Raw genomic sequence first — 24,113 nt, 5'->3', positions numbered from 1 at the left:
ATCTTACAGCAGCCGCTCACCTATCAATAACTCTTTTTATTAATTGCTTAATCTAACCGTATCCCTGGCAATCATTACTTCCTCATTCGTCGGAATCACAATTACTTTTACTGGAGAGTGCGGATAGTTAATAAACTGCTCTTTCCCGCGCACTTCATTTAGCTTCGGATCCCAATAAATACCCATGAATTCCAATCCTTTTAGAATTTTTTCACGGATAGTAATACTATTTTCTCCGATACCGGCAGTGAAAATAATGGCATCCACACCGTTCATCTTCGCAGCATAAGATCCAATATATTTATGAATTCTTCCGGCAAATACATCTAAAGCCAGTTCTGCGCGAGGGTTTGTATCTGCTTGACTTTCGATATCACGTAAATCGCTGGAGAACCCGGAAAGTGCCAGCATCCCACTTTCTTTATTTAAAACATGAAGCACTTCGTCTACTGTTTTACCAGTACATTGCATAATATAAGGAATTAATGCCGGATCAATATTTCCGGAACGCGTGCCCATTGTAACTCCTGCAAGTGGTGTAAAGCCCATAGAGGTATCCAGAGATTTACCATCTTTAATTGCCGTAACACTGGCACCGTTGCCGATATGACAGGATATTAAGCGAAGACTTCCTAATGGTCTGCCTAAAAGCTCCGCTGCCCGTTCAGATACATATTTATGGGAAGTACCATGGAAACCATATTTACGGATGCCATAGTCCTCATAATAATTTCTTGGCAGACTGTAAAGATAAGATGATTCCGGCATGGACTGATGGAAAGCAGTGTCAAACACAGCTACCATAGGAACATTAGGGAGAATTTCTTTGAAAGCACGAATTCCTGTTAAGTTAGCAGGATTATGCAAAGGAGCTAATTCAGAGACTTCTTCAATTTTTTGAATTGCTTCATCATCTAATAAAACAGAATCAGTGAAATATTCTCCTCCATGAACAACCCGGTGTCCGACTGCATCAATTTCATCAAATGATTGAATAATTCCTGTAGAAATCAAAGCATCTAATAGCATTTTCACTGCGACACTATGGTCCGGAATATCGGTTACTGTCTTATCCTCTTTGCCGTTCGCCTCAATTTTAAAAATTGATTCCGGCATTCCGATTCGTTCTACCAGACCGATTGCAGCTACTTCTTCTTCCGGCATTTTAATCAGCTGAAATTTCAAAGATGAACTTCCAGCATTAATTGCTAATACATTACTCATTTTCATTCCACTCCTATATTCTCATTTAATCCTGTTTGGATAAGATGTAAACCATTGATTAATCTGTTTGATGATATCTGCCGTTGCATGAGCATTCTTAAAAGAAGGTAATTGTACAAGTAACGGTTGCTTTGGTTCTTTCGTACCATACCCTTTTTTCTGCAGGATTAATACACTTTTCGCCTGATTTTTTGATTTAAAAGATGTTTCCGGCAATCGGATAACTCCGACAATATGTGCTGTTTCCTGTAAAAACGCATGTAATTTTGCCGATTGATCGCTATCAAATAAAAATTCTGGAATCACGCCAATAAAAAATCCGCCATCTTTTATATATTTTAAGCTCTGCTCTATAAATAAATGATGTGAATAAGAATGACCTTCATCTGCCTTTAACTGATATTCCTCCGCTGTTACATCATCCGGATAATATCCTACCGGAAGATCGGTAACTACAAAATCTACTGGTTCTATCAGAAAAGGTCTCAAGCTGTCCTGATGATAAAAGCTGATTTCTCTTTTCTGCAAATTTGCATTTAATACAGCTAATTCAATTAAAGTCGGATCTACTTCAGAAGCGTATGCCTTAACAGGATTTTCTATCTGATTCAGCACAGCTGTAAGCAGATTAGCCGTTCCGCTGGCAGGATCAAAAATGGTTATCTGTCCCTTTTTATCAATCAATTTATTTACTAAGTAACTGATTAAAAAACTAACCGTATCCGGGGTCATTAAATGCTGCTGTTGCGCTGCACCCTTCATTCCTTTTAGAATGGAAAGTCCCAATGCTTTCCGATACGATTCTGCATCAAACTCTTCTTCATTAAATTCCTGGACAAGTTTTGTAACCTTGTGTTCCGTAACATCGTCCAATTCATTCCGAGTTCCATCGTCCAAGATAGTATCTAACGATAAAATCAAACTTTCCAGATAGGTTTCATTTTTTGCGCTTTGAATAATTTCAGTTACTTCATCAATACATTTAAATAATTTTTCGACATTCGATTGCTCCATGGCATGTCCTCCTATCCAAGCTGACAACTTTCTATTTTAACAATTCTCACACCAGATGTAAAAGGAATTTCATTATTTCCAAATAAAATAATTTGCTTAGATAAAAAAGTGGAAGACATGACCATTCTTTAGCCGACGATAGTGCCGTATTATTTTTATCCGCTTCAGGATTCGGCAATCTTTAATTCTTTTTTATCATTATACCCGCACTTTTACTTATCATTTTAAGCCTGCGAACTTAAAGTTTATGTATTTTATTTTTAAAAAAAGCATGACTCAGACGGAATCATGCTTTTTTCTCATTATTTTGTTTTTAAATGCTCCAATACAGCATCGTAATTTGGATGGTTCGTTACTTCTGGAACATATTCTACGTAAGTGATTTCGTTATTTTCATCTACTACAAAAATTGATCTGGATAATAAACGGAGCTCTTCAATTAATACCCCATAATTTTTGCCAAAATCCGCTAAGCGGTGATCAGATAATGTTTCAACGTTTTCAATTCCATTTGCACCACACCAGCGGGCTTGAGCAAATGGTAAATCCATACTGATCGTTAAAACAACTGTGTTATCCAGATTGGCAGCTTCTTCATTAAAACGGCGCGTCTGCTCAGCACATACTCCTGTATCAACAGAAGGAACCACACTGATTAATTTAACCTTTCCGTCATAATTGGCAAGCGTTTTCTCTGATAAGTCATTTGCAATTACCGTAAAGTCAGGAGCTTTATTCCCTGCTTTTTGCTCTTCTCCGAGTAAAGTAACGGTTTCTTGTTTAAAAGTAACATGTTTTGGCATTATATTTCTCCTCCCCATCTTTACAATTCTGTTTCAATTACTATTATGGGGCCTGTTTTATTACCTGTCCAATCATAGCTATTATTCTGCAATCTAAATTTCAAAACGATCAAGAATAGACTCCAGATCTTTTTTTTCTTTCTCCGGTTCATGATCAGAAGCTTGTTTTTGTTCTTCATGTTCTTGATGTTCTTTATGCACCTTCTCATCCTTTTTGTGATGCCTTTGCTCTACTTTCTTTTCTAACACTTTTTCTTTATTAGGCATACCTGACCGCTGCAGAAGTTCAGGAATCAAATCAATTATTTTTTCATACAGATGCGCATGCTGATCCATATGCACCAGCTCCATATTGCCTTCCTTTAATACTAAAAAAGCAACCGGTGTTATTGAGACTCCGCCTCCGCTTCCTCCACCAAACGGGATTTCATGCTCTTCAAAATCGCTTGATTTTAATTCTCCCGGCATGAATTCACTTCCGCCAGCCGCAAAACCAAATCCAACCTTTGAAACCGGAATAATTACTGTATCATCGGAAGCCTTCAAAGGATCCCCGATAATCGTATTTACCTCTACCATCTTTTGTATACTTCTCATTGCACTGGACATTAAACCTTCTATCGGATGTTCAGTCATTATTTTACCTCCTTTATTTTCAAGACGCGCATGATTCCCAGAATAGTTTTTCCTAAGCGGAAGGAAATCATACATGAAAAACTGGTCTCCAGACTGCAGCTTTTAAAATCGGGCTGTACATGAATTTGCGGTTTTTCAAAAACCTGAAGATGCTGCGTAAGGTAACCAATCAGCCAGCCTTTTATCGCCCAGATTGCCCCGCTTGCTATAGATGTGGTAAAAGCGTTGCCCGTCCCTCCCTTGGTCTGCCATTTGAATTCAAGTACCTTTATTTCCTTTAATAAGGACCGGAGTTGCAATTGTTTTAATAGATGAAGCTGTTTTTGGGATAAATGCTTATAAAAATGCATATATCCTTTTTCCATTTCATTTTGATCTGGGATACGCAACTTTTTCTTTCTAAGTACACACCATTTATAAAAAAAGACGGAAATCTGCATATCATCCATTTCCGGAAATTGATAGTTGACTTTAATGATCCATTTGCTTCGGAAAAGAAATAGAATGATCAAAATACTACCCGCAATAAAAATGAACAAAATGTATAAACTATCCATAATCAACTCTCCTAAAATGATGAAAAAATATATTTTACAATTATTTGTCTTCTTTCATATCCATTCCTTATCTATGATGTACATCTCTAAAGAGAAATAACACTTAGAAAATGTTATGATGAATGTAAGAAAAAATAATATTTCTTCAGGGTTTTTCCATCTACATTTACTTCGTGAACTAAAACCTTGTTTGATATGTTCCTGTCTGACAACTAGTATCTCAATCATGAAAACGGGAGCCTGACAAAAAATTACTGCACTATAAAATTTGCTTGGAGGTTATCGTATGCAAAATCGTAATAATATTTTCTTTTTTTATCACCCCCGTCAGGAAGGCGAAAAAACAGATTACTTAAAATCGATTGCTGAACAGAATGGTTTACACGTTGTTAATGATCCAAAAAATGCTTCTATTATTGTCAGCTTTGGCGGAGACGGTACTTTCCTGCAGGCTGTCCGCAAGACTGGATTTCGTCAGGATTGTATCTATACCGGTATAACAGACGACGCACAAATTGGATTATACTGTGATTTTAGTATAACCAGATTCGATGAAATGATTGATGCAGTAACAAATAATAAAATTGAAGTTCGCCGTTTTCCTACGATTAAAGTGAGTGTTGATGGTGAAAAAGCGTTTTATTGCCTGAATGAGGTATCTTTACGCTCGAGTATTATTAAAACTATCGTTATCAATGTCAAAATAGACGGCGAGAACTTCGAAACGTTCCGGGGCGATGGTATGGTGGTATCTACACCTACTGGAAGCACAGGCTATTCCAAATCTGCACGTGGAGCAGTTATCGATCCGCTTCTTTCCGGCTTCCAGGTATCTGAGGTAGCTTCTTTGAATAATAATAGTTACCGGACACTTGGGTCTTCTTTTATTTTGGGACAAGATAGAAAACTTCAACTGGAGGTCATTCAAGACGGAAATGACTACCCAATTATCAGTTTAGATAACGAAGCATGGCCGGTACAGCTAATTCACCATGTTGATGTCGAAATGGACGCAACAGTAATCAAAACTGTAAAAATGAAAAATAACACATTCTGGAACCGTGTACAAAGAACATTCTTATAAATCATTTATCAGAAACCCGGAAACTCACTTTCAGACAGGCGAATTTCCGGGTTTTTACAAGCGATGTATTAAAATATACTGTACACAAGAACAAAGAGCTCTTTTAGATATATCTTATTTTTATGTAATATAAAAGCTGCCTCCGCATCTGCAGAGACAGCTAGCCATTCAGTTTTATTATTTAGTTCCGCCAAATTGCTGCTCAGCCATTGTTACCAATCTTTTCGTAATTTCTCCACCAACAGATCCGTTAGCACGAGAAGTTGAGTCAGGACCAAGTTGAACGCCAAATTCCTGAGCAATTTCGTATTTCATTTGATCAAGTGCTTGTTGCACTCCTGGAACAACTAATTGATTTGAGTTATTATTTGCCATGTTGTTCACCTCCTTGGTACTTATAGAATGCGTCAATTGAGATGAAAACATGCATTTAATTTAATGGTAATTTTTTCTTTTTAACTGCTATTTAAAAAACTGCTGTAAAAAAGAGCCCATCTGCTTAAAAAAGATCTGTAAAGTCCTCATTGAATAAGGTTTTCTCTGTTACTTTTATTGTTTCTATACCGTCTATTGCTTCTTCAATTGATGGTGTAAAATCATACTTGGATTCATAAAAATTGACTTTGTCTCTTTTCGGCTTTGTTTTTGGAGATTTCGGTACAAAGATAGTACAGCAATCTTCATATGGTAAAATCGAAGTCTCATATGTTCCGATATCCTGTGCAATTCGAATAACCTCTTCCTTATCCATAGCGATTAACGGACGGATAATTGGATAATTCGTTACCTCATTGATGGTATGCATACTGTCCATCGTCTGACTCGCCACCTGTCCCAGGTTCTCTCCTGTTGTCAGCGACAAGATTCCTTCTCGTCTGCAAAGCTGTTCACTGACCCGGAACATCACGCGGCGCATGATTGTCATGGCATAGTCATTTGGCATCTCTCTAAAAATTTCCTGCTGTAATTTGGTAAACGGCACAACATGCACTTTGATGGACTTTCCATACTTCGTGAGCTGTTTCGTAAGATCCAACACCTTTTGCTTCGCCCGATCACTTGTAAACGGCGGGGAATGAAAATGAATTGCTTCTAAATGAACGCCTCTTTTCATTGCCAAAAAGCCGGCCGCCGGACTATCAATTCCGCCTGAAAGCAAGAGCAATGATTTGCCGGAGGTTCCAACCGGAAGCCCACCTCTGCACATAATTGTTCCACTGGTAATATAGGTCGCTTCTTTACGAATTTCTACTTTAATTTCTAAATCAGGATCATGTACATCTACCGTGATGTCCTCTGTATTAGTTAACAAATGGCTTCCCAGTATATGATTCATTTCCCCGGAATGTTTTGGGAAATCTTTTTTGGTACGGCGTACACTCATTTTAAATGTTTTAACATCCGTTTCCTGCTTTAATGCATAAAGAGCAGCTTCCTTCATTTCTTCTACATCGTTTTCAACACGAATTGCCAGGCTTAAACTATGAATACCAAAAACATCACGCAGCTTTTCAATGATTGGCTCCGGATCATTCCCATTCAGCAAAACGAACATTCTTCCTTGCGTCCGCATTACCTTTACACCATCAAAATCCTTTACTTTTTGATGGATATTATCATGAAGCTTTAATATAAATTGTTTCGCATTTTTTCCTTTTAGTGCTAACTCGCCATAACGAATTAATATATGATCATATTGCATGTTATCTACCTCAATGCCTCTTTAAATTGTTTAATTGCTTTTTTTAATTCTTTCATAAAAATATCTATTTCTTCTTCAGTGTTCTCATAAGAGAAGCTTATCCGCAAGCCTGAGGAAGCAATCTCCTTTGATTTACCGCAGGCAGCCAGCACCTGGCTCTCTGTCAGACTCCGGGACGAACAGGCCGACTTTGTAGAAATATAAATTTCCTTTTGGCTTAAGCTGTGGATAATAACCTCCGGCTTCATTCCCGGAACCGAAAAGTGTACGATATGATTAGCACCGTCTGAAGGACTGTTGATTTCAATATCCTCCAGCTGACGGAGCCCCTTCATCAGCTTATCATGCAGAGTTTTTAACATATTATCCTTCTGATGGTTTTGCTTTTCTTTGATTAAACGCAAAGCTTTTACAAAAGAAACAGCGCCAGCCACATTCTCTGTTCCTGAACGGATACCATATTCTTGACTGCCACCGTGAAGAAGCGGATATAATTTGGCCGTATGATTCACATACAGGAGTCCTGTTCCTTTTAGTCCATGAATTTTATGACCTGAAAAAGTACATAAATCAATACCAGTATCTGAAAGGTTTAAAGGAACCTTTCCCAATCCTTGGACAGCATCCACATGAAAAAGCACTTTAGGGTATTTTTTTAAAACATTTCCAATTTCCTCAACCGGCTGAATCGAGCCAATTTCATTGTTCACCTGCATCATTGTAACAAGTATCGTATCTTTTCGGATTGAATTTTCAACATCTGCCGCTGAAACAGTTCCATCTTCTGCTACCGGCATATAGGTTATTTCAAAACCTAATTTTTCTAAGCTGCTGCATGTATCATAAATAGACGGATGCTCGGCCTGTGTTGTAATAATATGTTTCCCTCGTGACTGGTGCTCAAGGGCAACTCCTTTAATCGCTGTATTATTTCCTTCCGTCCCTCCTGAAGTAAAAATTAATGTCTCCTTGAGAACGCCGATTAAATCTGCTGCCTGCTGTCTCGCAGCCTCCAACAGTTTCTCCACTTGGCCGCCTAGAGGATGTATCGATGAGGGATTGGCAAAATAATTAGCTGATACTTTTGCGAAGCTTTCAATCACTTCCGGGTGCGGCTTCGTTGTTGCACTGTTATCGAAATATATCAAGTTTTCCACCTTCTTTTTAACAAAAATGTAAGGCTGACCTAAGTTAACGAAGATTCCATTCTTAGCGACAGCCTTTACCTTATATTTTTCATATTATATAGTATCTGAAATCTTCAGCGGATACAAAGCAGGCAACCTGTAATCTCAAAAAAATGTTCCTCCTGCTCCTGTTCTTGTCCAGTAAATAACCTTTTCTCGTCAACGAAGGAATTTATTATAATTACTGGCTTCTTTCCGTCTGATACGATTCTATTTTCTGTAACGATCCCGGTTCAATCTCTTCTACTGCTTTGGCAGCATGCTCTAAAGAAAGCTCATATTCATAATTACGGAATAATCTCTCTGCTTCCTTCAGCTTGTTGTCCAAGTCAGAGTGCTTACTTCTGTAGCGGTTTGCATATTGAATCACCTGCTCCGTCAAATAAGCCTGATCCAGCATCATATCTACCTGCTCATATGCCTGCTCAATCGATTTTTTAGCCTCAGTCAACGCCTGCTGTACATTGTTCATATCTAATGGATAGGTTTCTAACGCTTCCATTACCTTCTCATTTTTCTGTATTGCTGTTTCAAAACGGGTCCAAATATAGCTTGGTACTCCCGGTATGTTACTCTTTTTCAGTTTTCTATTCAAATCTGTAAGCTGTCCGCGCATCTCTACCAGTTTATCTCTTGCCTCCAGCTCATCTTTCCGTAAATTTGCAATAGACTTTTTAAAGGATTCATGCTCTTCTTCCAGCTGTGCAATTTTCTTAAATCCTTCTTCAATTCCTTTTTTCAATTCTGAATGTGATTGTTTATCGTCCTCTATACTCTGGTGTAATTCTTCTACATGACCTTTTAAAGCTTTAATTGCTTTACCCATAGTCTGGAAACGTTCCATATCATCGTCTTCTACGTAGTAAGCCTTCTTTATCTCTTCTACTTCTATTTTCGCAGTTTCATACGTAGCACTTATCTGGTTTACAGAATCCTCATACTCCGGCCCTTTCTGCTCTATATAGTTCTTGGCTATTGCTTCCCCTTCCAGAGCTTCGTACATTTCTAAAATACGTGTCTCTATTTGCTGAAGAAGCTGTTCCACATCAGTTATATCAGCAGTTTCAAGCTGAGATTCTATATCCTTCAATTGTTCCTGATATGTAATAATTTCTTTTTCAAAGCCTAAATGTCTAATCCGGTAGCCGCTTTCCCTCATCTCTTTCATGCCGGAAGAAAGATTTGTTAATTGAGATGGCAGCTCCTGCTTCACTTGTTTGAGCAAATCAGGAAATGTATCTAATTTATTTTCTACTTTTTCAGTACTTTCCTTTAATTCACTAATACTTTCATTCGCTTTTAAATAGTCACCATCATTAACGAATGCATCGTATTGATCCAATATTGCTTCCAGCTCATCAATTTCCTTGTCAAATTGCTTTTCGGCCTTTCCATATTGATATCTGGATTGGGAAAGCATACTTCGTAACCCTTTAATTCTCGGTTTTAATTCCTCCGCACCGCCACGACCTGTTTCTTCTGCGTAAAGTAATTCCTCTAACTCACCGATAATTTCTTTGATTTCTTCCTCAATTTTTTCGAGATGATTTTCTGCCTCTTTCAAAATTTTATTTGCTTTAGGCACAAGAAAGCGGTCAGCTGCCTCCTCTGCATCCATCAAATACTTCTCTATGTCAGGCAAAGATTTGGTTACAATTTTTTCCCATTCGTCTTTCCATTCTTCAAATTTCTCCAGTGTTTCACCGGATAGATTCAATGTTTTAATTTTTCCAATCTGCTTCGCAACATCTCTATCCATAATATCCAATTTCCATTTCTCAATATGGTCTACCTGATCATAAACCCGTTTTCTTACAATTAAAGCAATCGTTAAACATACAATAATCGCTAAAATAATCCCAACTACGACAGCCATACTTTGCCTCCCAACCAATAAACATCTATATAAATATATCTATAATTACAAAATCACAATAATATATCCTTTATAATATCATGTATTCCGCCCTTTTGGCTAAAGAAAATACATTTTTCTTACTGATTCAACAACTTTTTGATATTTATCCGGGGAAAAGTCAATTATTTTTTAGTATTTACTTTTCTCGTTCATTTTTATATTTGCATTAAATTCAATCCATTTCTGGATACTTTTGGTATATTTTTTCACAAATTGTTCGTGAGCGAATTGCCCTAAAATTTGGTCTTTCCAATCTGAATGTAAAATATAAGGGGTTATCAGCATGCCTTTCAGCTGCATAAATAAATACCTTTTCTCGTCCTGATCAGCATTTCTGCCGATTGTTTCCTGAAATAACTCTTTTAAATAGTAATTCTCTTTAGCCAGATATGTAACCGTCATTTCCCTGACGAATACAGAGTCAAGAGATAATTCACGCTGAATAAAACATGTTAATTGATGATGCGTTTGCTTATAATGTATAATTGTAAAAATTAATTCATTTAATCGATCGATAGAAGAGCTTCCTTCTGTTGTTTCAAGTGACTCTTCTATTTTCTCTAAGTATGCTTCATAATAGTTTGTTACAGCATATTCTAAAAGGCCCTGCTTTCCTTTAAAATAATAACTGATTAAGGAAACATTCACAGAGGCCCGATCAGCAATATCACGCACAGAAGTGCCATGAAATCCTTTTTGAAAGAATAGGGAGGAAGCAGCATCCACTACTTTTTGCTTGGTTACGTTATTTTTCATTCTTATTCAACTCCTTACTCTATTCATTTACGACAAGGAAGGGGATAAATCCTTTAATCGATTATCGACAAAAACTGTATGCATGTCGTTAAATGTCATTTTTTCACAAAACTACTATTGCAACTTTTAGGAGGTAACACATCATGTTTCAACAACTTGATTATTCTGGAGAAAAAACAAAGGATTACGAGCTTCTTATCAAACAGCTGGATGCTTTATCAGCGGGTGAAACAAACCAAATCGCACTACTTTCAAATGCTTCAGCACTTCTCAATCAATTTTTAGATGAAGTAAACTGGGTTGGATTCTACTTATCCGAAAAGGAAGAATTAGTGCTTGGACCCTTCCAGGGACTTCCGGCGTGCATCCGTATTCCTTTTGGAAAAGGAGTCTGCGGAACAGCTGTCTCAGAAAAGAAAACACAGCGTATATCAGATGTTCACCAATTTCCTGGCCATATCGCCTGCGATGGAGCGTCAAAATCGGAAATTGTTATTCCTGTCCGCCATAATAATGAGATCATTGGTGTATTAGATATTGACAGTCCTATTCATGACAGATTCGATACTATTGATCAGGAATGTTTAGAAAAATTTGTTGCGGTACTTGAAAAGCATTTATGATTGCCCCATTTTATTACAATATAGAGTTTTAGATTTTAGCCGAGAACCCTCTTGACTTTAGTCATGAGATGAATCGGCTGCGGACAAGGGTTAGCTTCTGCTAACTCCATGTTTCTCTTTATATATATGATGTGATTCGTAGTATAATTATAATAGACAGGAGGTGAAACCAATGCTTGAAATAGTAAACCGTGGTTATGTGTATCGTGCTGCCCCTATTTCTCAAGAAGTGGAAATGTATTTACGTCAATGCTTCGGTGCAGACCGTAAAATATATAATCTGCATGTAGCTCATTTATACGATTATTTGGAGAAAAATAATTATCAAATAGGTGATAAATTACCGTCTTTAAAGAAGATGGGTATGCCTACTGTTTCTATGTTCAAAAAACAATGTGTCAATGGGAATAATGTAGCTTATTTATATCTTGTAGATGCTTATGCTTCCAATGAAGCAAAACAACACTTCCATAAGGCGATAACTGCTTTTAACAAGATGGCGTATAAGAAACAATATAAGAAGTCTGCTCTAAAACGTCAAAAGACCCTAGGGATAGAACCGACATTTCGTGATTTGAAAGGAATGCCAAAGTTTCATTCCCGTAAAAGAAGCAAATCCAGTTATACGACCTTCAATCAAAATGGAAATATCTACATAAAAGATGACATATTATATCTTCCATCTGCACAAAAGTCTTCTGTAAAAGTAGTTGGGTTAAAGCTAAATACGCATAGACCGTTACCTAATAATAGTAAAATAAAAAATGTAACGGTTACGATGAACACGAAAGGACAATTTGACGTATCTATTTATGTTCAATTTCCAATGGAAATTGAAAGCATTGGTACACCTGCCCATATTCTGGGACTAGACTATTCGCAATCTCATTTTTTCGTAGACAATGAGGGTAAGAAAGCCAATTATCCTCGCTATTATCGAGAAATGGAAGAACGTCTGGTGAAAGAACAACGAATATTATCACGCAGGAAGAAGGGGTCAAAACGTTGGGAGAAACAACGTCTTGTTGTTTCCAGGTTACAAACAAAAGTAGCCAACCAACGAAAAGATTGGCTTCACAAGAAAGCCTATGCGCTTGCGAAACGTTATGACATGATTGTGGTTGAGAATCTAGACCTTCGTGCTATTGGACAAAACAAGTATTATGCCAAAAATCAGCAGGATAATGGTTTTGGTCATTTCCGTCTGTATCTAACATACAAATTAGAACAACGAGGAAAATATTTTGTCAAAGCACCAAAAAATTATGCATCGACCCAATTATGTTCAACCTGTGGATATAAGCATACGGCATTAAAGGGAAACGCAACTATAAGAGAATGGGATTGCCCTTCATGTGGCAGCTATCATGACCGGGATAGGAATGCTGCGTTCAACCTGAAACAATACGGAGAACGTTATACGAAAGAAAAAATCCTGCCACAAACCGTTGTGGTTTAAAGCCTACAAATGGGTTGCTTGGAGCCCAGACAGTATCTCTCGCGTGATTTGAAGGGCAAGACACTAGTCTTGTTGTCCGCTGTAAATTCTAAAGGTTGCAAGACCTTACAAGTCCGTGGTTTCAGTCATGGTTTGTTGACACATATTCATTATAACAGATACTGTTTTTTTATGAATTATTTTTGCTTTTCGAATAAATAATATCTTTTGAAACAGATTTCATGTCGTATTTTTCTTTTTTCTATTGACAGGTGTACATGCAAATTATATACTAGAATTTGTGTAAAATAATAAAGTGGCCTAAGTGAGTCGACGCTTGCACTCATTTTGTTCCTTTTAAAGATGAATCTTATAAAGGTGTATCGTGTAACTCTCTGCTACTGGAGCGATGGTACATGAAAACAAAATGAACAACGAAACGATCACGCGCGTTTTATTTTATACAAATAAAACATAAAGGAGGAAATGTCCTATGTCACGTTATACTGGATCAGTATGGAAGAAATCACGTCGTCTTGGCATTTCATTATCTGGAACTGGTAAGGAATTAGATAAACGCCCTTACGCTCCTGGTCAACATGGACCGAACCAAAGAAAGAAAATCTCTGAATACGGCTTGCAAATGCAAGAGAAGCAAAAATTACGCTTCATGTATGGATTGAACGAACGTCAATTCCGTAACCTATTCAATAAAGCTGGTAACATGAAAGGTATCCACGGTGAGAACTTCATGATTCTTCTTGAATCCCGTCTTGATAACCTTGTTTACCGTCTTGGCCTTGCCCGTACACGCAAGCAGGCACGTCAGCTGGTTAACCATGGTCACGTTACAGTAGATGGTTCTCGTGTAGATATCCCATCTTACTCTGTAAAACCTGGTCAAGCAATTGCTCTTCGTGAAAAATCTCAAAAGCTTGATATCGTTACTGAAGCTATTGAAGTAAATAACTTCGTACCAGAATATACTACTTTTGATGCTGAGAAAAAAGAAGGTACTTATGCTCGTTTCCCTGAGCGTTCTGAACTTCCAGCTGAAATTAACGAACAGCTTATCGTTGAATTCTACTCTCGTTAATTCTTCTGCTTTGCAGAGAATAACATCTAAAGAGGCTGGATTAACTAGCCCAAATAAGAAGAGGAATTTTGCATCGAAAATGCGATGCAAAGTTCCTCTTTTCTTTAAATCAATGATATATTTTACTCACTATCTATCCATAAAAAAACTGATAGAAATAGTGTATCTTCTTAGATTCACTGCTATTAAGGACAAAGCTAAATTTTATATTTTCTACATCATCCACTATACAAATGAAATTTTCATGAATTAAACGTTACGACTCCACTATTCAAACTCAATGGCTTTATCTAATATTAAATAATCGATAATATCCTTTTTTTATAATTTTCCAAAGATAAATTCATTAAAAATTTTGCAAATCCTTTCTCTAACACTTTCTTATTAATGATTTATTAACTAGCTTTTAACACTTTTAATCAATCAAAAAACTCTTCAATCTCTCGTGTTGAAAATATTAGTCATCTCTCTCCATGGAAAAAGTATAGCTATACAAATCATTTCGAAATACACCAGTTTCATAAAGAACTGGTACCCCATAATTATCGTAAGTAATACGCTTCATCGACAAACCCGCTGAGTTTTTACTGATACCTAAATGTTTAGCTACTTCTGAATTAATAATTGTTGCATTTATCGTATGCGTTGCAGAACGAATAACCTTACCGCATTGTTGCTCAATGAAGAAATATAAAGATCCAGGAATATTAAAATCCTCGGTAATTCCAATATTTAATGGAATATATCCACATACATATAAAATTGGAATATCATTTCCTGTACGAATCCTCTCAATAAACAAGACTCGATCATTCATATCTATGTCTAAATTTTTAGCAACTTCCTCTGTTGGTTGTATTATTTTGGCTTGCAATAAAGTGCTTCCAGGGATCATACCCTTTTCTTCCAGTTCTTGAGACAAGCTTTTTAAATTCGGTAAAACAATATGGCTCTCTGGATAGCTAATTGAAATAAAAGTACCTTTTCCTGTAATTCTCATTAGATATTTTTGTCTAACTAATTCCTCAAGAGCTTTTCGTATCGTAGCTCTGCTCATTTGAGTTTCTTCCTGCAATAAACTTTCAGTTGCAAAAAAGCTGCCAGGTTCCAATTCTTTATTAACAATAACCTTATAAAGGGAATCATAAAGTTGTTGATATAAAGGCAAAGGATTATTTCTATTAATTTTTTGTAAACTTCTTTTAATTGGATCAGCTAACAGTTTGTGATCAAAATACTTATCGTCCTCTTTTATATGGAAATTCTGCATAACTTACACTTCCTTCTTTAATTCAACAGCACTATTTTTAATAATTCACATGTATATTCTAACATAATAATTTTACATGTATATTCTAACATAATAATTGAAATAGACTGAATAATTAATTTGACAAATCTTATTTTGTATCTTAATATGATTATACGTACAAACGGTTAAGATATCAATATAAAGGATTATTCTTTTCCAGTTAAAACAAGAATCCTTCTAATTCATTCAATATTGTAAGAAATTCACTAAAGTTACGCCCGTGTATCTAGTTTCACCAACACAATAAATCATTTTAATTATCCTTGTATATTATATATTTTAATCGTTGTAAGTCTATTAAGCTGCTAATCAGTATAAAGAAAGGATTGAGCAAATAATGTTGGCAATCGTGAAAAATATTTAATTCAGGCAAAACAAGGTAATTATGGAGTAGCTGTACCAAATGTTTTCAATTTGGAGACTGTCCGTGCAGCCTTTGAAGCGGCAAAACTTCTAAAGTCTTCAATTATACTGGATTGTACAGGAATTCATCCAATTAAAGAAGTTAGTGAGATCACCTATTTCTATGAAAGATAATATCCTGAAGTTGTGGCAGCATAAAACTTAGATCATGGTGAAACCTATGAACAAGCTATTCGTGCAGGTTTTACTTCGGTTATGGTTGACAGTTCCACTCTTCCATTCCAAGAAAATGTTTTAGAAGTAAAGGAAATCGTTAAAATTGCTTACTCTGTAGGTGTTTCTGTTGAAGCCGAACTTGGCCACGTAGGAGTAGGAAATGAATATTACAAAACGAGGGATAGTGGTTTAACCAATCCTAAAGAAGCGATCGAATATGCCAAACAAACGAATGTTGATTGTTTAGCCGTTGAAGTTGGCACATCTCATGGTACTTATAAAGAAGAACCACGGTTAGATTTTGAGCTATTACAAAAATTAAATAGCATTTTAGATGTACCTTTAGTCCTTCACGGAGGTTCTGGAACAGGTGATGACAACCTTAAAAGAACTATTAAAACCGGGATTCAAAAAGTGAATCTATTTGTTGATTTAAACAAACAGGGTATGCAGCATTTAAATGCTTACTTGACAGGAGTTAACAATGAACCAGTTAAATCAGAACTGCAATCAGATAAACCAAGAAGTGAATTTGATGATAATCCAAATATAAATATTTTTGACAGCATCTAACGTATCGAGGGGGTTATAAAGAAGCGCTCATACATTACATAAAACTATTCAGCTCTGCCAACAAGGCTTAAGTTACAGTCACTTAAAATTAATAAATTTGTTTTACTGTCTGAATTAATAAGATCTGCTTGTTACAAAGTGAGTAAATTATAATAAATAATGAGGTGTTTACATGGTTTATATTAATGGAAAATGGCGACAAAGCGAAACAAGAATGGAAGTACGTAATCCTGCGACTAACGAGGTTATCAAGATAGTTTCTACAGTAGGAAAAGCGGAAACAGAAGAAGCAATACAAAGTGCAAAACAAGCATTTAAATCTTGGAAAAAAACAACTTTTACAGAACGCGTTACCTATTTGGAGGAAGCTGCTAGATTACTAGAAGAACAAAGTGAAGAATTAGCACAACTTATTACAAAAGAAAACGGCAAGCCTATTGCTGATGCTAGATATGAAGTAAACGACGGAATTGCCTTTTTACATTGGTATGCAGAAGAGGCAAAACGGATATATGGTGATGTTCTTCCAGCAGCCACAAAAGATAAACAACTTTTCGTTATAAGGCGTCCAATTGGTGTATGCGCAGCAATCACCCCATGGAACTTTCCATTTTCAATGATTACAAGGAAAATCGCTCCGGCCCTAGCAACTGGTTGTACAATAATCTTAAAACCTGCATCTGTTACACCTTTATCAGCGATTAAAGTATTTGAATGTTTTCATAAAGCGGGCTTGCCAAAAGGGGTAGTTAATCTTGTTATAGGTAAAGCTAGCGAAATTGGAAATACATTAACGACGAGTGAAGACGTAAAAAAAATCACCTTTACTGGGTCTACCGATGTTGGCAAATTGTTACTAAGAGACTCTGCTGAGACTGTTAAAGCCTCTTCAATGGAGCTTGGAGGTCACGCGCCATTTATTGTCTTTGCTGATTCAGATATCGATGTTGCTATAGACGGCGTCTTAACTACAAAATTTACTAATTCTGGACAGACTTGTGTTAGCACAAACAGAATTTACGTTGAAAAAAGTATTGCTGAAGAATTCACTAGCAAGCTTGTACAGAAGGTGGAGAAATTAAAAATAGGCAATGGTTTAGATGAAGACGTTAATGTTGGTCCAGTTATTGATAGTAATTCCTTCGAGAAAATTATGAACCAGATTGCTGATGCTAAAGCGAAAAACGGGGAAGTTATCTGTGGTGGTAGACAATACGATAATGGGACAAGCGGTTATTTTATCGAACCTACTATTATTTCCAATGCTAATGAAGACATGTTAATCGCCTATGAGGAAACATTTGGGCCAGTTGTTCCAATCTTTACATTCGAAGGTGAAGAAGAAATTATTGAAAAGGCAAACCATACTCATTATGGTCTAGCAGGATATTGTTATACAAAGGATTTAAGCCGTGCGTTTAGAATGATGGAAGAATTAGAATATGGAATGGTCGGTATAAATGACCCTGCTCCATTTGCGATCCACACTCCATTCGGTGGAGTGAAAGAAAGTGGACTTGGTCAAGAGGGTGGTAAATACGGTCTAGAAGCGTATTTAATTACAAAATACATTTCATTTAATGTAAATTACTAATTATAGTAATGGAGCAACTTAACGAATAAGGTTAGGTTGCTTCATACTATTTACTTAAGAAAAATAATATAGCCTAAAAAGTAACAACTAAGAGGAAAGGATGCATCTTATTGAGAGAAGACACATTTAAGAAACAAGAGTTAGGCAAAGATAACACCAATGTTCTTATAATTATAGGGATTTTCTTAGTTGCTCTTAATTTAAGACCAGCGCTAACTTCAATAGGGCCAATTATGGGAATCATTAGAGATGAAATAGGCTTTGCAAATTGGAATGTTGCATTACTTACAAGTTTACCATTAGTAGCTTTTGCTATTATGTCAATTACTTCATCATATTTAGCTCAAAAGTACTCAAATGAGAAAATATTAATTTTTGGATTAATGATATTAAGCACGGGAATCATTTTTCGTTCTTCTACTATAATGTTCCTTTTACTTCTTGGTACACTATTTATTGGAATAGGAATTGCAGTTTGTAACGTCCTTTTACCAGGAATTATCAAAGATAAATTTCCTAACAAACTATCAGTAATGACTGGGCTATATTCCTCGATAATGGGAATTTCTGCTACTGTTGCTTCAGCAATAAGTGTACCAATTGCCAAAAACATGGGATTGGGTTGGAGAAATGCTCTTTTAATTTGGGCAGCCCCTGCAATTTTTGCATCTTTTTATTGGTTAGTGCTTATACGGCGGAAATCGATGAATCATATAAAAGAAAGGCCCACAGAAAAACAAAAGGATCTTCTAAAATCTCCGTTTGCCTGGTTTATTGCCTTTTTTATGGGGTGTCATTCCCTTTTATTCTATATTACCATCTCTTGGTTCCCAGAAATATTAATTGATTTTGGTGCTAATAAAACAACCGCTGGTTTCCTATTATCCTATTTACAGCTAGTAGGAATAGTTTCTAGTTTACTCATTCCACTTATAGCTGGAAAACTTAAATCACAAGTAGGCTTAGTTATCAGCTTAAATATTTTATTAATAATAGGAGTTATTTATTTATTACTTTATCATAATGATATAAGCTATATTATCTCCACAACACTAATAGGATTTTCTTTAAGTGGTAACTTTACAATTGCCCTTCTGTTACTATCTATTCGTACTAAAAATACAAAACAAGCTACACTTTTATCCGGCATGGCACAATCAACTGGTTATGCTCTAGCAGCTTTAGGACCTATAGTGATAGGTTTCATCTACGATATTACAAGAGATTGGACCATTCCCTTATTCTTGCTAATATTACTTGCTATTTGCAGTTCTTTTTTAGGATTAAAAATTGGGCAAAATAAATTTATTTAAAATAAAATTTCAAGATTACAAAGAGATTGTTCAAGGAGCACTTTGGCAGAGTATATTCACTCTAAACAGGAAGCACTCACCTGTAGCAAAAGACTAAACTAAGGGGCCTAACCGGGGTAAAATGCATAAGAATGTTGGTAATACGTTATGGTTCACAACCGCATCTGATTGGAGACCATAATTGAAAGAATCCAAAATTAAAATAATAGTGGAAATCCGAACTATAAACGCCACCCCAAAAAAATGAATTCATAGTTCGGATTTTTCAATGGACTTTTTTAACAATATACCATACCAAATTGTTTTATTACTTAAAAATGTCTAAAATCATCATCAATATTTGAATCAGCATCTATTCGACCAATATGATCAAGATTAGCAAGCTTATTCATATCTTTTTTTCAATTGAGAAATCAAATAACTTAAAATTTTTCTTAATACGTAACGGTGTAACAGATTTCGGAATAGCAATTGTATCACACTCTAAACGCCACCTCAAAATAATCTAGGCAGGTATCTTACCATATTTTTGAGCAAGTTCTTTAGTCAGCTCATCTTGTAAAATTGTTCCTTTACCAAGAAGTGCCCATGCTGTAATAGCTATTTCGCTTTCCTCATAATAGCTTTTTAATTCCTTTTACTGGAGATATGATTGACATTCTACCTGGGTTAACCATTGGCATTTCATTTACCGTTTCTTTCGGATCTATCATTTTATAAACACCAACCCCCGCTTGGGGCATAATTACATCATTTCTCATTTTTTCGTTGTCATTTTTTTAATATACTTCCTTTTTTTAATGACTTTTGTTCTTATTAGTAAAAGATTTGAAATAAATATTTAGTCAACAATTACTAAACCGGTTTCTCCTGTAGCTCTTTTTCTTTACTCTTTTGATAACTTTCAACAGCTTTAGCAATTACTTTTCTTACAGTTTTTTTATAGCCATTAAGGTTTTCCTCGTTTATACTCAATAAGTTTTCATTTATTAGTTCTTCACAACTGCGCCAAGAAGAAAAAAAGGTTGCACCAGACATCAATAAACAGCCTTTAATATTCGCTTCCTTATCTAATTGAAGCATGATAATAGCACCAGAAAAAATACCTTTCTTTCTCTCCACTAATACATTTCCTGTTTCTAAAAACTTATTATAATGGGTATGCAATACTTTTGTCTGTTTTACTTTAAAAAACCATTGCAAAATAACTAAAACAATAAAGAATAAAAATAGAATCTCCATTTTCTCACCTACTCGATTGTAATTTCCCCAAGATTGGATAAATCGCTTTCAAAATCCGGTGTTAAATGAATATGACCAGGTAATTGTGCCTCCTTTGCTCCATCAAAACATAGTGAGGCATGTCCAAGCGAATAGAGATTTTCATTGACAATATTGCCTACAGCTGTGACCTTATACGTACAACCTACTATAGTCATAACATCACCTGACTCTACTTGTCCATCATGCTTATTTTCTTCGGTAACAACACAGAATGGTTTTAAATCTTCCGGTGCACTTTGATTAAAAAGAATTAATAACCCCGTTTTCAACATACCCTCAACATTTGAACCAACTTCGACAATATTTACGTTATATTTCAAGTAAATTACCTCCTTAAAAATATTTACGATAAATATTTTAACATATTATTTATCTTTTCTTTTTGATTTTTATAAATCTATTATTGTAACTATTATGTTAGTTTTAACTTCAAAAAAATATAGAGAGCTGAATTGGTTAGTCTACCATTTATACAATCCTATTAATAAAAACAGATACCTGTTTTACTAATTAAATGAAAGTTGATTAGCATAAACCATTTATTTCCTGCTCTCATCTACTATTAAATTTTCGCTAACTGCGAATTTTTAATTTTAATAGTTCAATCACTTTAATTATAGAGTCCAATACTGAACAGATATGCAATAACAACAGCAATAGGGCTTGAAATTTGTCTCGCGATCAGGAATGCTGGTGTACCATATTCTATTGTTTTTGGTTTCGCCTGCATTAAAGACATACCTACAGGGAAGAAGTCCCCACCTACTTGTGCGTTGATAGCAAACAAAGCTGGTAATGCGAATTGTGGTGGAATTGCTCCTGCTGCAATTTGCGTGCCTACTAGAACACCAACGACCTGCGCAACAGCTGCTCCTGGTCCCAGGATAGGTGACAAGAACGGGAAACTACAAATAATAGAAATAAGCAGTAATCCCCAAAGTGACGACCCTAGCGGGGTTAAAGCGTTCGCAATCAATTCCCCTACTCCTGTATATTGGACTAGTGCTACTAAAATACTAACGAATGCCATGAATGGTATAATCGTTTTCAATAACAGATCGACCGTTTTTCTACCAGAGTCTAAGAACATGGAAACTACAGAGCCAACGCCAGAACCAATTTTGGTTAATAGTTTAAATATCAGGTTACCGCTTTCTTCGGCTGCGCGTTGTTTATCGACTTTTTTTGGTTGTTTCTCTAATTCAGGTTCTACTACCGCAGCGTGTTCATGATCTGGCTGGTCTGATTCTTGTACTATTGTAATATTTCCTTTTTTAACCCCAGAAACGTATATTTCCTCTTTAATGTGCTCAGCTAAAGGGCCAGATGGACCAATCGCATTTAAATTAATCGTGTAAATCCCTTTTTGTGGGTAAACACCACATCTTAATGTACCGCCACAATTAATAATTGCACAAACAATCTCATCATCATTCGGTACCTCTTTAAATCCATCAACTGCCACACCGCTTATAGCGTCTGCAATATGTGTAGCTAAATCATGAATTCCTCCACCTGTCATTGATAATACTTTGTTTTTCTTCCCTTCACATTGTAAGTAAAGTGGACCGCCCCAACCACTACCACCTTTTTCAACTTTAATCGTTATACTTTTAGACATTTTTATCCCCCCTGTTAAACTTCGTAATTATTTCTTTTAGCAATAATTGTAAATACTATCTCGGTAATAATACCACTGATGACACCTACAACAATACCGGTAATAACATAGCGAATAGCTAAAGCTCCAACTGGCAATCCAAGTGCCTCAATACCTTGGGCAACTCCTAGCCAAACAAATAATTCAGCTGGATTTGTATGGGGAAATAAACTAGTCAAGGGATGTCCATTTCTAAAAAACGCTTCCATTAATCCTGGTTTTGACTTTTCCGGTAGGAACCTTCCCATAGTACCACTTGCTGGGCTTCCAAGGAAAAATGCAGCAAATACCGGGAATATCGAATATTTTAATATGCTACTTTTTGCTAATAATTTTCCCATTCTTTCAATTCGGTTTTCACCAACAAGATTTACAATAAATTGAATTAAAGTTAGCATTCCTACAAGTATAGGAACAATGCCAGTAAACATGCCGACAAACGTATCCCCTACAAATCCGAAAAAGCCCATAAACTGTTCCGCAAAATCAACAACAAACGACATAACTTCATCCTCCTTTTATTTGTTATACTGATTTTGATTGAGATTTTAAAAAACTTCATGCCAAAAAATTAATTTATTATATGTTTGCGCTTACATACTGTAAAAGAGAGCGTGATACCCTCTCCAATTACTTCATACATCGTATTATTTTTATTGCGTAAAGTTATTCTGACTCTTCTTGTAATAAAACACTTACGCGGTAACTTCCTTGCGCACTAGCAATCTCGTAAGCTTTTTGGATTTCTTCTAGAGGTACTTTTGTTTCAATTAATTTTGACACATCAACTTTTCCAGTATTTAATAAATTTGCTGATTTATTAAAGTCATGTATATCAGCTCCGTAGGTCCCTATCAATTCCATTTTTCTATAATGGGCTAAATTCGAATCTACATGTAATTCAGGAGCAGGATACCCTGCAGCAAAAAGCAACAATCTACCATTTAAGCGCTTAACCATTTCTAATGCTTGATTATTTGCTTTCGTAGCTCCAACGGCAAGAATAACTGCATCTGCCCCCTCATCATTTGTTAATTCTTTTACTTTTTCTACTGGATCACATTCTTTTACATCAATAACATTTAGCCCCATTGATCTTGCCGCTTCAATCTTCTTATCCATCATTTCAGTAACAATGACTTCTGCGCCATATGCTGTAGCAGCTAGTGCATTTAATATCCCCATTGTTCCAGCACCAATGACAACAACACGTTCTAACGCGCTAACCCTTAATCGCTTTAGACCACTTACCACAGTTGCGAGCGGTTCCAAAAACCCGGCCTCACTAAACGATAATTCAGGATTCATTTTAATCACTGCATTTGCATCCTTAACATTATAAGTTGCAAAACCTAAATGACCGTAATATCCTTCATCATTTTTATCTTTAAAAGGGTTTGATATCTCTACACACTCGCTCGTTCTCCCAGTTTGACAAGCCGTACATTCTCCACAGTAATCATAAGCAAGTGCAACATGATCTCCTATACTTATTTCATCTCTCACATTTTTACCTTTTGCGACAACGATTCCAGCACCTTCATGTCCGCCTGCCATCGGATATGGTTGATGTTCCCTTAGACCAAGCCATTGCCCGAAATCTGTTGTACAAATATTACAATTTTTTTGCTTAATGAGGACTTGATTATTACCAACCTCAGGGATTTCTCCTTCATGTACCTCTGCATTTTTTGCGTTTGTTAAAACAGCAAACTTTCTCATTTTAGTCATCAAAATTCCTCCCTTAAGTTATTCTTGTG

22 protein-coding genes and 1 pseudogene are annotated in these 24,113 nt (G+C 36.0%); 7 read left to right on the top strand and 16 right to left on the bottom strand.

Features of this window, described 5'->3' with window-relative positions; translation table 11 throughout:
* Positions 1–39: 39 nt before the first annotated feature.
* From BN1068_RS00975 to BN1068_RS00955, 5 genes are all read right to left on the bottom strand, one after another.
* Entirely contained in the window at positions 40–1,224 is a 1,185-nt protein-coding gene (locus BN1068_RS00975) for an acetate kinase (RefSeq protein ID WP_077600977.1), read from the bottom strand.
* Between the two features lie 21 nt (positions 1,225–1,245).
* The gene (locus BN1068_RS00970; RefSeq protein WP_077600976.1) at positions 1,246–2,238 is read right to left on the bottom strand and encodes a class I SAM-dependent methyltransferase; all 993 of its coding nucleotides are present in this window, start codon (positions 2,236–2,238) and stop codon (positions 1,246–1,248) included.
* A gap of 302 nt (positions 2,239–2,540) precedes the next feature.
* Positions 2,541–3,041: a thiol peroxidase gene (tpx, locus tag BN1068_RS00965; protein ID WP_077600975.1), complete on the bottom strand. Its 501-nt coding sequence runs from the start codon at positions 3,039–3,041 to the stop codon at positions 2,541–2,543.
* A 93-nt stretch (positions 3,042–3,134) separates the two neighbouring features.
* Entirely contained in the window at positions 3,135–3,677 is a 543-nt protein-coding gene (ytfJ, locus tag BN1068_RS00960) for a GerW family sporulation protein (protein ID WP_077600974.1), read from the bottom strand.
* On the bottom strand, positions 3,677–4,234 hold the full coding sequence (locus tag BN1068_RS00955) for a DUF2953 domain-containing protein (RefSeq protein ID WP_077600973.1): 558 nt from the start codon (positions 4,232–4,234) through the stop codon (positions 3,677–3,679). Before BN1068_RS00955 ends, ytfJ begins: the two co-directional genes overlap by 1 nt.
* Before the next feature lie 286 nt (positions 4,235–4,520).
* Between BN1068_RS00955 and BN1068_RS00950 the strand changes: the two genes are divergently transcribed.
* The gene (locus tag BN1068_RS00950) at positions 4,521–5,318 is read left to right on the top strand and encodes an NAD kinase (RefSeq protein ID WP_077600972.1); all 798 of its coding nucleotides are present in this window, start codon (positions 4,521–4,523) and stop codon (positions 5,316–5,318) included.
* Positions 5,319–5,495: 177 nt separating this feature from the next.
* Here the strand turns inward: BN1068_RS00950 and BN1068_RS00945 are convergent, their stop codons facing one another.
* The 5 genes from BN1068_RS00945 to refZ all read right to left on the bottom strand — a co-directional run bounded on the left by BN1068_RS00945 (position 5,496) and on the right by refZ (position 10,881).
* Entirely contained in the window at positions 5,496–5,693 is a 198-nt protein-coding gene (locus tag BN1068_RS00945) for an alpha/beta-type small acid-soluble spore protein (RefSeq protein WP_040979745.1), read from the bottom strand.
* A gap of 124 nt (positions 5,694–5,817) precedes the next feature.
* Entirely contained in the window at positions 5,818–7,020 is a 1,203-nt protein-coding gene (gene thiI / locus BN1068_RS00940) for a tRNA uracil 4-sulfurtransferase ThiI (RefSeq protein WP_077600971.1), read from the bottom strand.
* A gap of 5 nt (positions 7,021–7,025) precedes the next feature.
* A complete protein-coding gene (locus tag BN1068_RS00935) occupies positions 7,026–8,168 on the bottom strand; it encodes a cysteine desulfurase family protein (RefSeq protein ID WP_077600970.1) in 1,143 nt (380 codons plus the stop codon).
* 220 nt (positions 8,169–8,388) lie between these two features.
* Positions 8,389–10,083 carry a septation ring formation regulator EzrA gene (gene ezrA, locus BN1068_RS00930; protein WP_077600969.1) on the bottom strand — a complete coding sequence of 565 codons (1,695 nt, stop codon included), beginning with the start codon at positions 10,081–10,083 and terminating at the stop codon, positions 8,389–8,391.
* A gap of 171 nt (positions 10,084–10,254) precedes the next feature.
* Positions 10,255–10,881 carry a forespore capture DNA-binding protein RefZ gene (gene refZ / locus BN1068_RS00925; protein ID WP_077600968.1) on the bottom strand — a complete coding sequence of 209 codons (627 nt, stop codon included), beginning with the start codon at positions 10,879–10,881 and terminating at the stop codon, positions 10,255–10,257.
* A gap of 143 nt (positions 10,882–11,024) precedes the next feature.
* On the opposite strand from refZ, the gene BN1068_RS00920 reads away from it, so the two are divergent.
* The 3 genes from BN1068_RS00920 to rpsD all read left to right on the top strand — a co-directional run bounded on the left by BN1068_RS00920 (position 11,025) and on the right by rpsD (position 14,038).
* Positions 11,025–11,504, top strand: coding sequence for a GAF domain-containing protein (locus BN1068_RS00920; protein ID WP_077600967.1), 480 nt, complete (start codon positions 11,025–11,027; stop codon positions 11,502–11,504).
* 172 nt (positions 11,505–11,676) lie between these two features.
* The gene (locus tag BN1068_RS00915) at positions 11,677–12,963 is read left to right on the top strand and encodes an RNA-guided endonuclease InsQ/TnpB family protein (protein ID WP_077600966.1); all 1,287 of its coding nucleotides are present in this window, start codon (positions 11,677–11,679) and stop codon (positions 12,961–12,963) included.
* Positions 12,964–13,435: 472 nt separating this feature from the next.
* Positions 13,436–14,038 (top strand): 30S ribosomal protein S4, encoded by a 603-nt coding sequence (gene rpsD / locus BN1068_RS00910; RefSeq protein WP_077600965.1) that lies wholly within the window; start codon positions 13,436–13,438, stop codon positions 14,036–14,038.
* Between the two features lie 457 nt (positions 14,039–14,495).
* Here rpsD and BN1068_RS00905 read toward each other — a convergent pair whose 3' ends face one another.
* The gene (locus tag BN1068_RS00905) at positions 14,496–15,308 is read right to left on the bottom strand and encodes a GntR family transcriptional regulator (RefSeq protein WP_077600964.1); all 813 of its coding nucleotides are present in this window, start codon (positions 15,306–15,308) and stop codon (positions 14,496–14,498) included.
* Positions 15,309–15,764: 456 nt separating this feature from the next.
* Here BN1068_RS00905 and BN1068_RS00900 point away from each other — a divergent pair.
* The 3 genes and pseudogenes from BN1068_RS00900 (at position 15,765) to BN1068_RS00890 (ending at position 19,409) form a co-directional block, all read left to right on the top strand.
* A pseudogene (locus BN1068_RS00900) lies at positions 15,765–16,502 on the top strand (class II fructose-bisphosphate aldolase).
* Between the two features lie 172 nt (positions 16,503–16,674).
* Positions 16,675–18,096 carry an NAD-dependent succinate-semialdehyde dehydrogenase gene (locus BN1068_RS00895; RefSeq protein ID WP_077600963.1) on the top strand — a complete coding sequence of 474 codons (1,422 nt, stop codon included), beginning with the start codon at positions 16,675–16,677 and terminating at the stop codon, positions 18,094–18,096.
* A gap of 110 nt (positions 18,097–18,206) precedes the next feature.
* Positions 18,207–19,409: a CynX/NimT family MFS transporter gene (locus BN1068_RS00890; protein ID WP_139344691.1), complete on the top strand. Its 1,203-nt coding sequence runs from the start codon at positions 18,207–18,209 to the stop codon at positions 19,407–19,409.
* Between the two features lie 855 nt (positions 19,410–20,264).
* Here BN1068_RS00890 and BN1068_RS00885 read toward each other — a convergent pair.
* The 5 genes from BN1068_RS00885 to BN1068_RS00865 form a co-directional block, all read right to left on the bottom strand.
* Complete coding sequence (locus tag BN1068_RS00885) at positions 20,265–20,651, bottom strand: transcriptional regulator GutM (RefSeq protein WP_077600961.1); 387 nt, start codon at positions 20,649–20,651, stop codon at positions 20,265–20,267.
* 8 nt (positions 20,652–20,659) lie between these two features.
* Entirely contained in the window at positions 20,660–21,013 is a 354-nt protein-coding gene (locus BN1068_RS00880; protein WP_077600960.1) for a PTS glucitol/sorbitol transporter subunit IIA, read from the bottom strand.
* Between the two features lie 290 nt (positions 21,014–21,303).
* Complete coding sequence (gene srlE / locus BN1068_RS00875; protein ID WP_077600959.1) at positions 21,304–22,314, bottom strand: PTS glucitol/sorbitol transporter subunit IIB; 1,011 nt, start codon at positions 22,312–22,314, stop codon at positions 21,304–21,306.
* Positions 22,315–22,328: 14 nt separating this feature from the next.
* Entirely contained in the window at positions 22,329–22,856 is a 528-nt protein-coding gene (gene srlA / locus BN1068_RS00870) for a PTS glucitol/sorbitol transporter subunit IIC (protein ID WP_077600958.1), read from the bottom strand.
* Between the two features lie 163 nt (positions 22,857–23,019).
* Positions 23,020–24,084 (bottom strand): zinc-dependent alcohol dehydrogenase, encoded by a 1,065-nt coding sequence (locus BN1068_RS00865; protein WP_077600957.1) that lies wholly within the window; start codon positions 24,082–24,084, stop codon positions 23,020–23,022.
* Positions 24,085–24,113 lie beyond the last annotated feature (29 nt).

Source organism: Oceanobacillus sojae (assembly GCF_900162665.1).
GTDB classification, from domain to species: Bacteria; Bacillota; Bacilli; order Bacillales; family Amphibacillaceae; genus Oceanobacillus; species Oceanobacillus sojae_A.
Note: the sequence above shows the minus strand (reverse complement) of the source record. Positions and strands in the feature narration are given on the sequence as shown.

Excerpts from the sequence above, each read along its gene's own strand:
- BN1068_RS00970 (WP_077600976.1), bottom strand. The coding sequence starts at position 2,238 with ATGGAGCAATCGAATGTCGAAAAATTATTTAAATGTATTGATGAAGTA.
- BN1068_RS00905 (WP_077600964.1), bottom strand. The coding sequence starts at position 15,308 with ATGCAGAATTTCCATATAAAAGAGGACGATAAGTATTTTGATCACAAA.
- srlA (WP_077600958.1), bottom strand. The coding sequence starts at position 22,856 with ATGTCGTTTGTTGTTGATTTTGCGGAACAGTTTATGGGCTTTTTCGGA.
- ytfJ (WP_077600974.1), bottom strand. The coding sequence starts at position 3,677 with ATGACTGAACATCCGATAGAAGGTTTAATGTCCAGTGCAATGAGAAGT.
- BN1068_RS00915 (WP_077600966.1), top strand. The coding sequence starts at position 11,677 with ATGCTTGAAATAGTAAACCGTGGTTATGTGTATCGTGCTGCCCCTATT.
- BN1068_RS00975 (WP_077600977.1), bottom strand. The coding sequence starts at position 1,224 with ATGAGTAATGTATTAGCAATTAATGCTGGAAGTTCATCTTTGAAATTT.
- BN1068_RS00865 (WP_077600957.1), bottom strand. The coding sequence starts at position 24,084 with ATGACTAAAATGAGAAAGTTTGCTGTTTTAACAAACGCAAAAAATGCA.
- BN1068_RS00955 (WP_077600973.1), bottom strand. The coding sequence starts at position 4,234 with ATGGATAGTTTATACATTTTGTTCATTTTTATTGCGGGTAGTATTTTG.
- BN1068_RS00945 (WP_040979745.1), bottom strand. The coding sequence starts at position 5,693 with ATGGCAAATAATAACTCAAATCAATTAGTTGTTCCAGGAGTGCAACAA.
- BN1068_RS00885 (WP_077600961.1), bottom strand. The coding sequence starts at position 20,651 with ATGGAGATTCTATTTTTATTCTTTATTGTTTTAGTTATTTTGCAATGG.
- rpsD (WP_077600965.1), top strand. The coding sequence starts at position 13,436 with ATGTCACGTTATACTGGATCAGTATGGAAGAAATCACGTCGTCTTGGC.
- ezrA (WP_077600969.1), bottom strand. The coding sequence starts at position 10,083 with ATGGCTGTCGTAGTTGGGATTATTTTAGCGATTATTGTATGTTTAACG.
- BN1068_RS00950 (WP_077600972.1), top strand. The coding sequence starts at position 4,521 with ATGCAAAATCGTAATAATATTTTCTTTTTTTATCACCCCCGTCAGGAA.
- tpx (WP_077600975.1), bottom strand. The coding sequence starts at position 3,041 with ATGCCAAAACATGTTACTTTTAAACAAGAAACCGTTACTTTACTCGGA.
- srlE (WP_077600959.1), bottom strand. The coding sequence starts at position 22,314 with ATGTCTAAAAGTATAACGATTAAAGTTGAAAAAGGTGGTAGTGGTTGG.
- thiI (WP_077600971.1), bottom strand. The coding sequence starts at position 7,020 with ATGCAATATGATCATATATTAATTCGTTATGGCGAGTTAGCACTAAAA.
- BN1068_RS00895 (WP_077600963.1), top strand. The coding sequence starts at position 16,675 with ATGGTTTATATTAATGGAAAATGGCGACAAAGCGAAACAAGAATGGAA.
- refZ (WP_077600968.1), bottom strand. The coding sequence starts at position 10,881 with ATGAAAAATAACGTAACCAAGCAAAAAGTAGTGGATGCTGCTTCCTCC.
- BN1068_RS00920 (WP_077600967.1), top strand. The coding sequence starts at position 11,025 with ATGTTTCAACAACTTGATTATTCTGGAGAAAAAACAAAGGATTACGAG.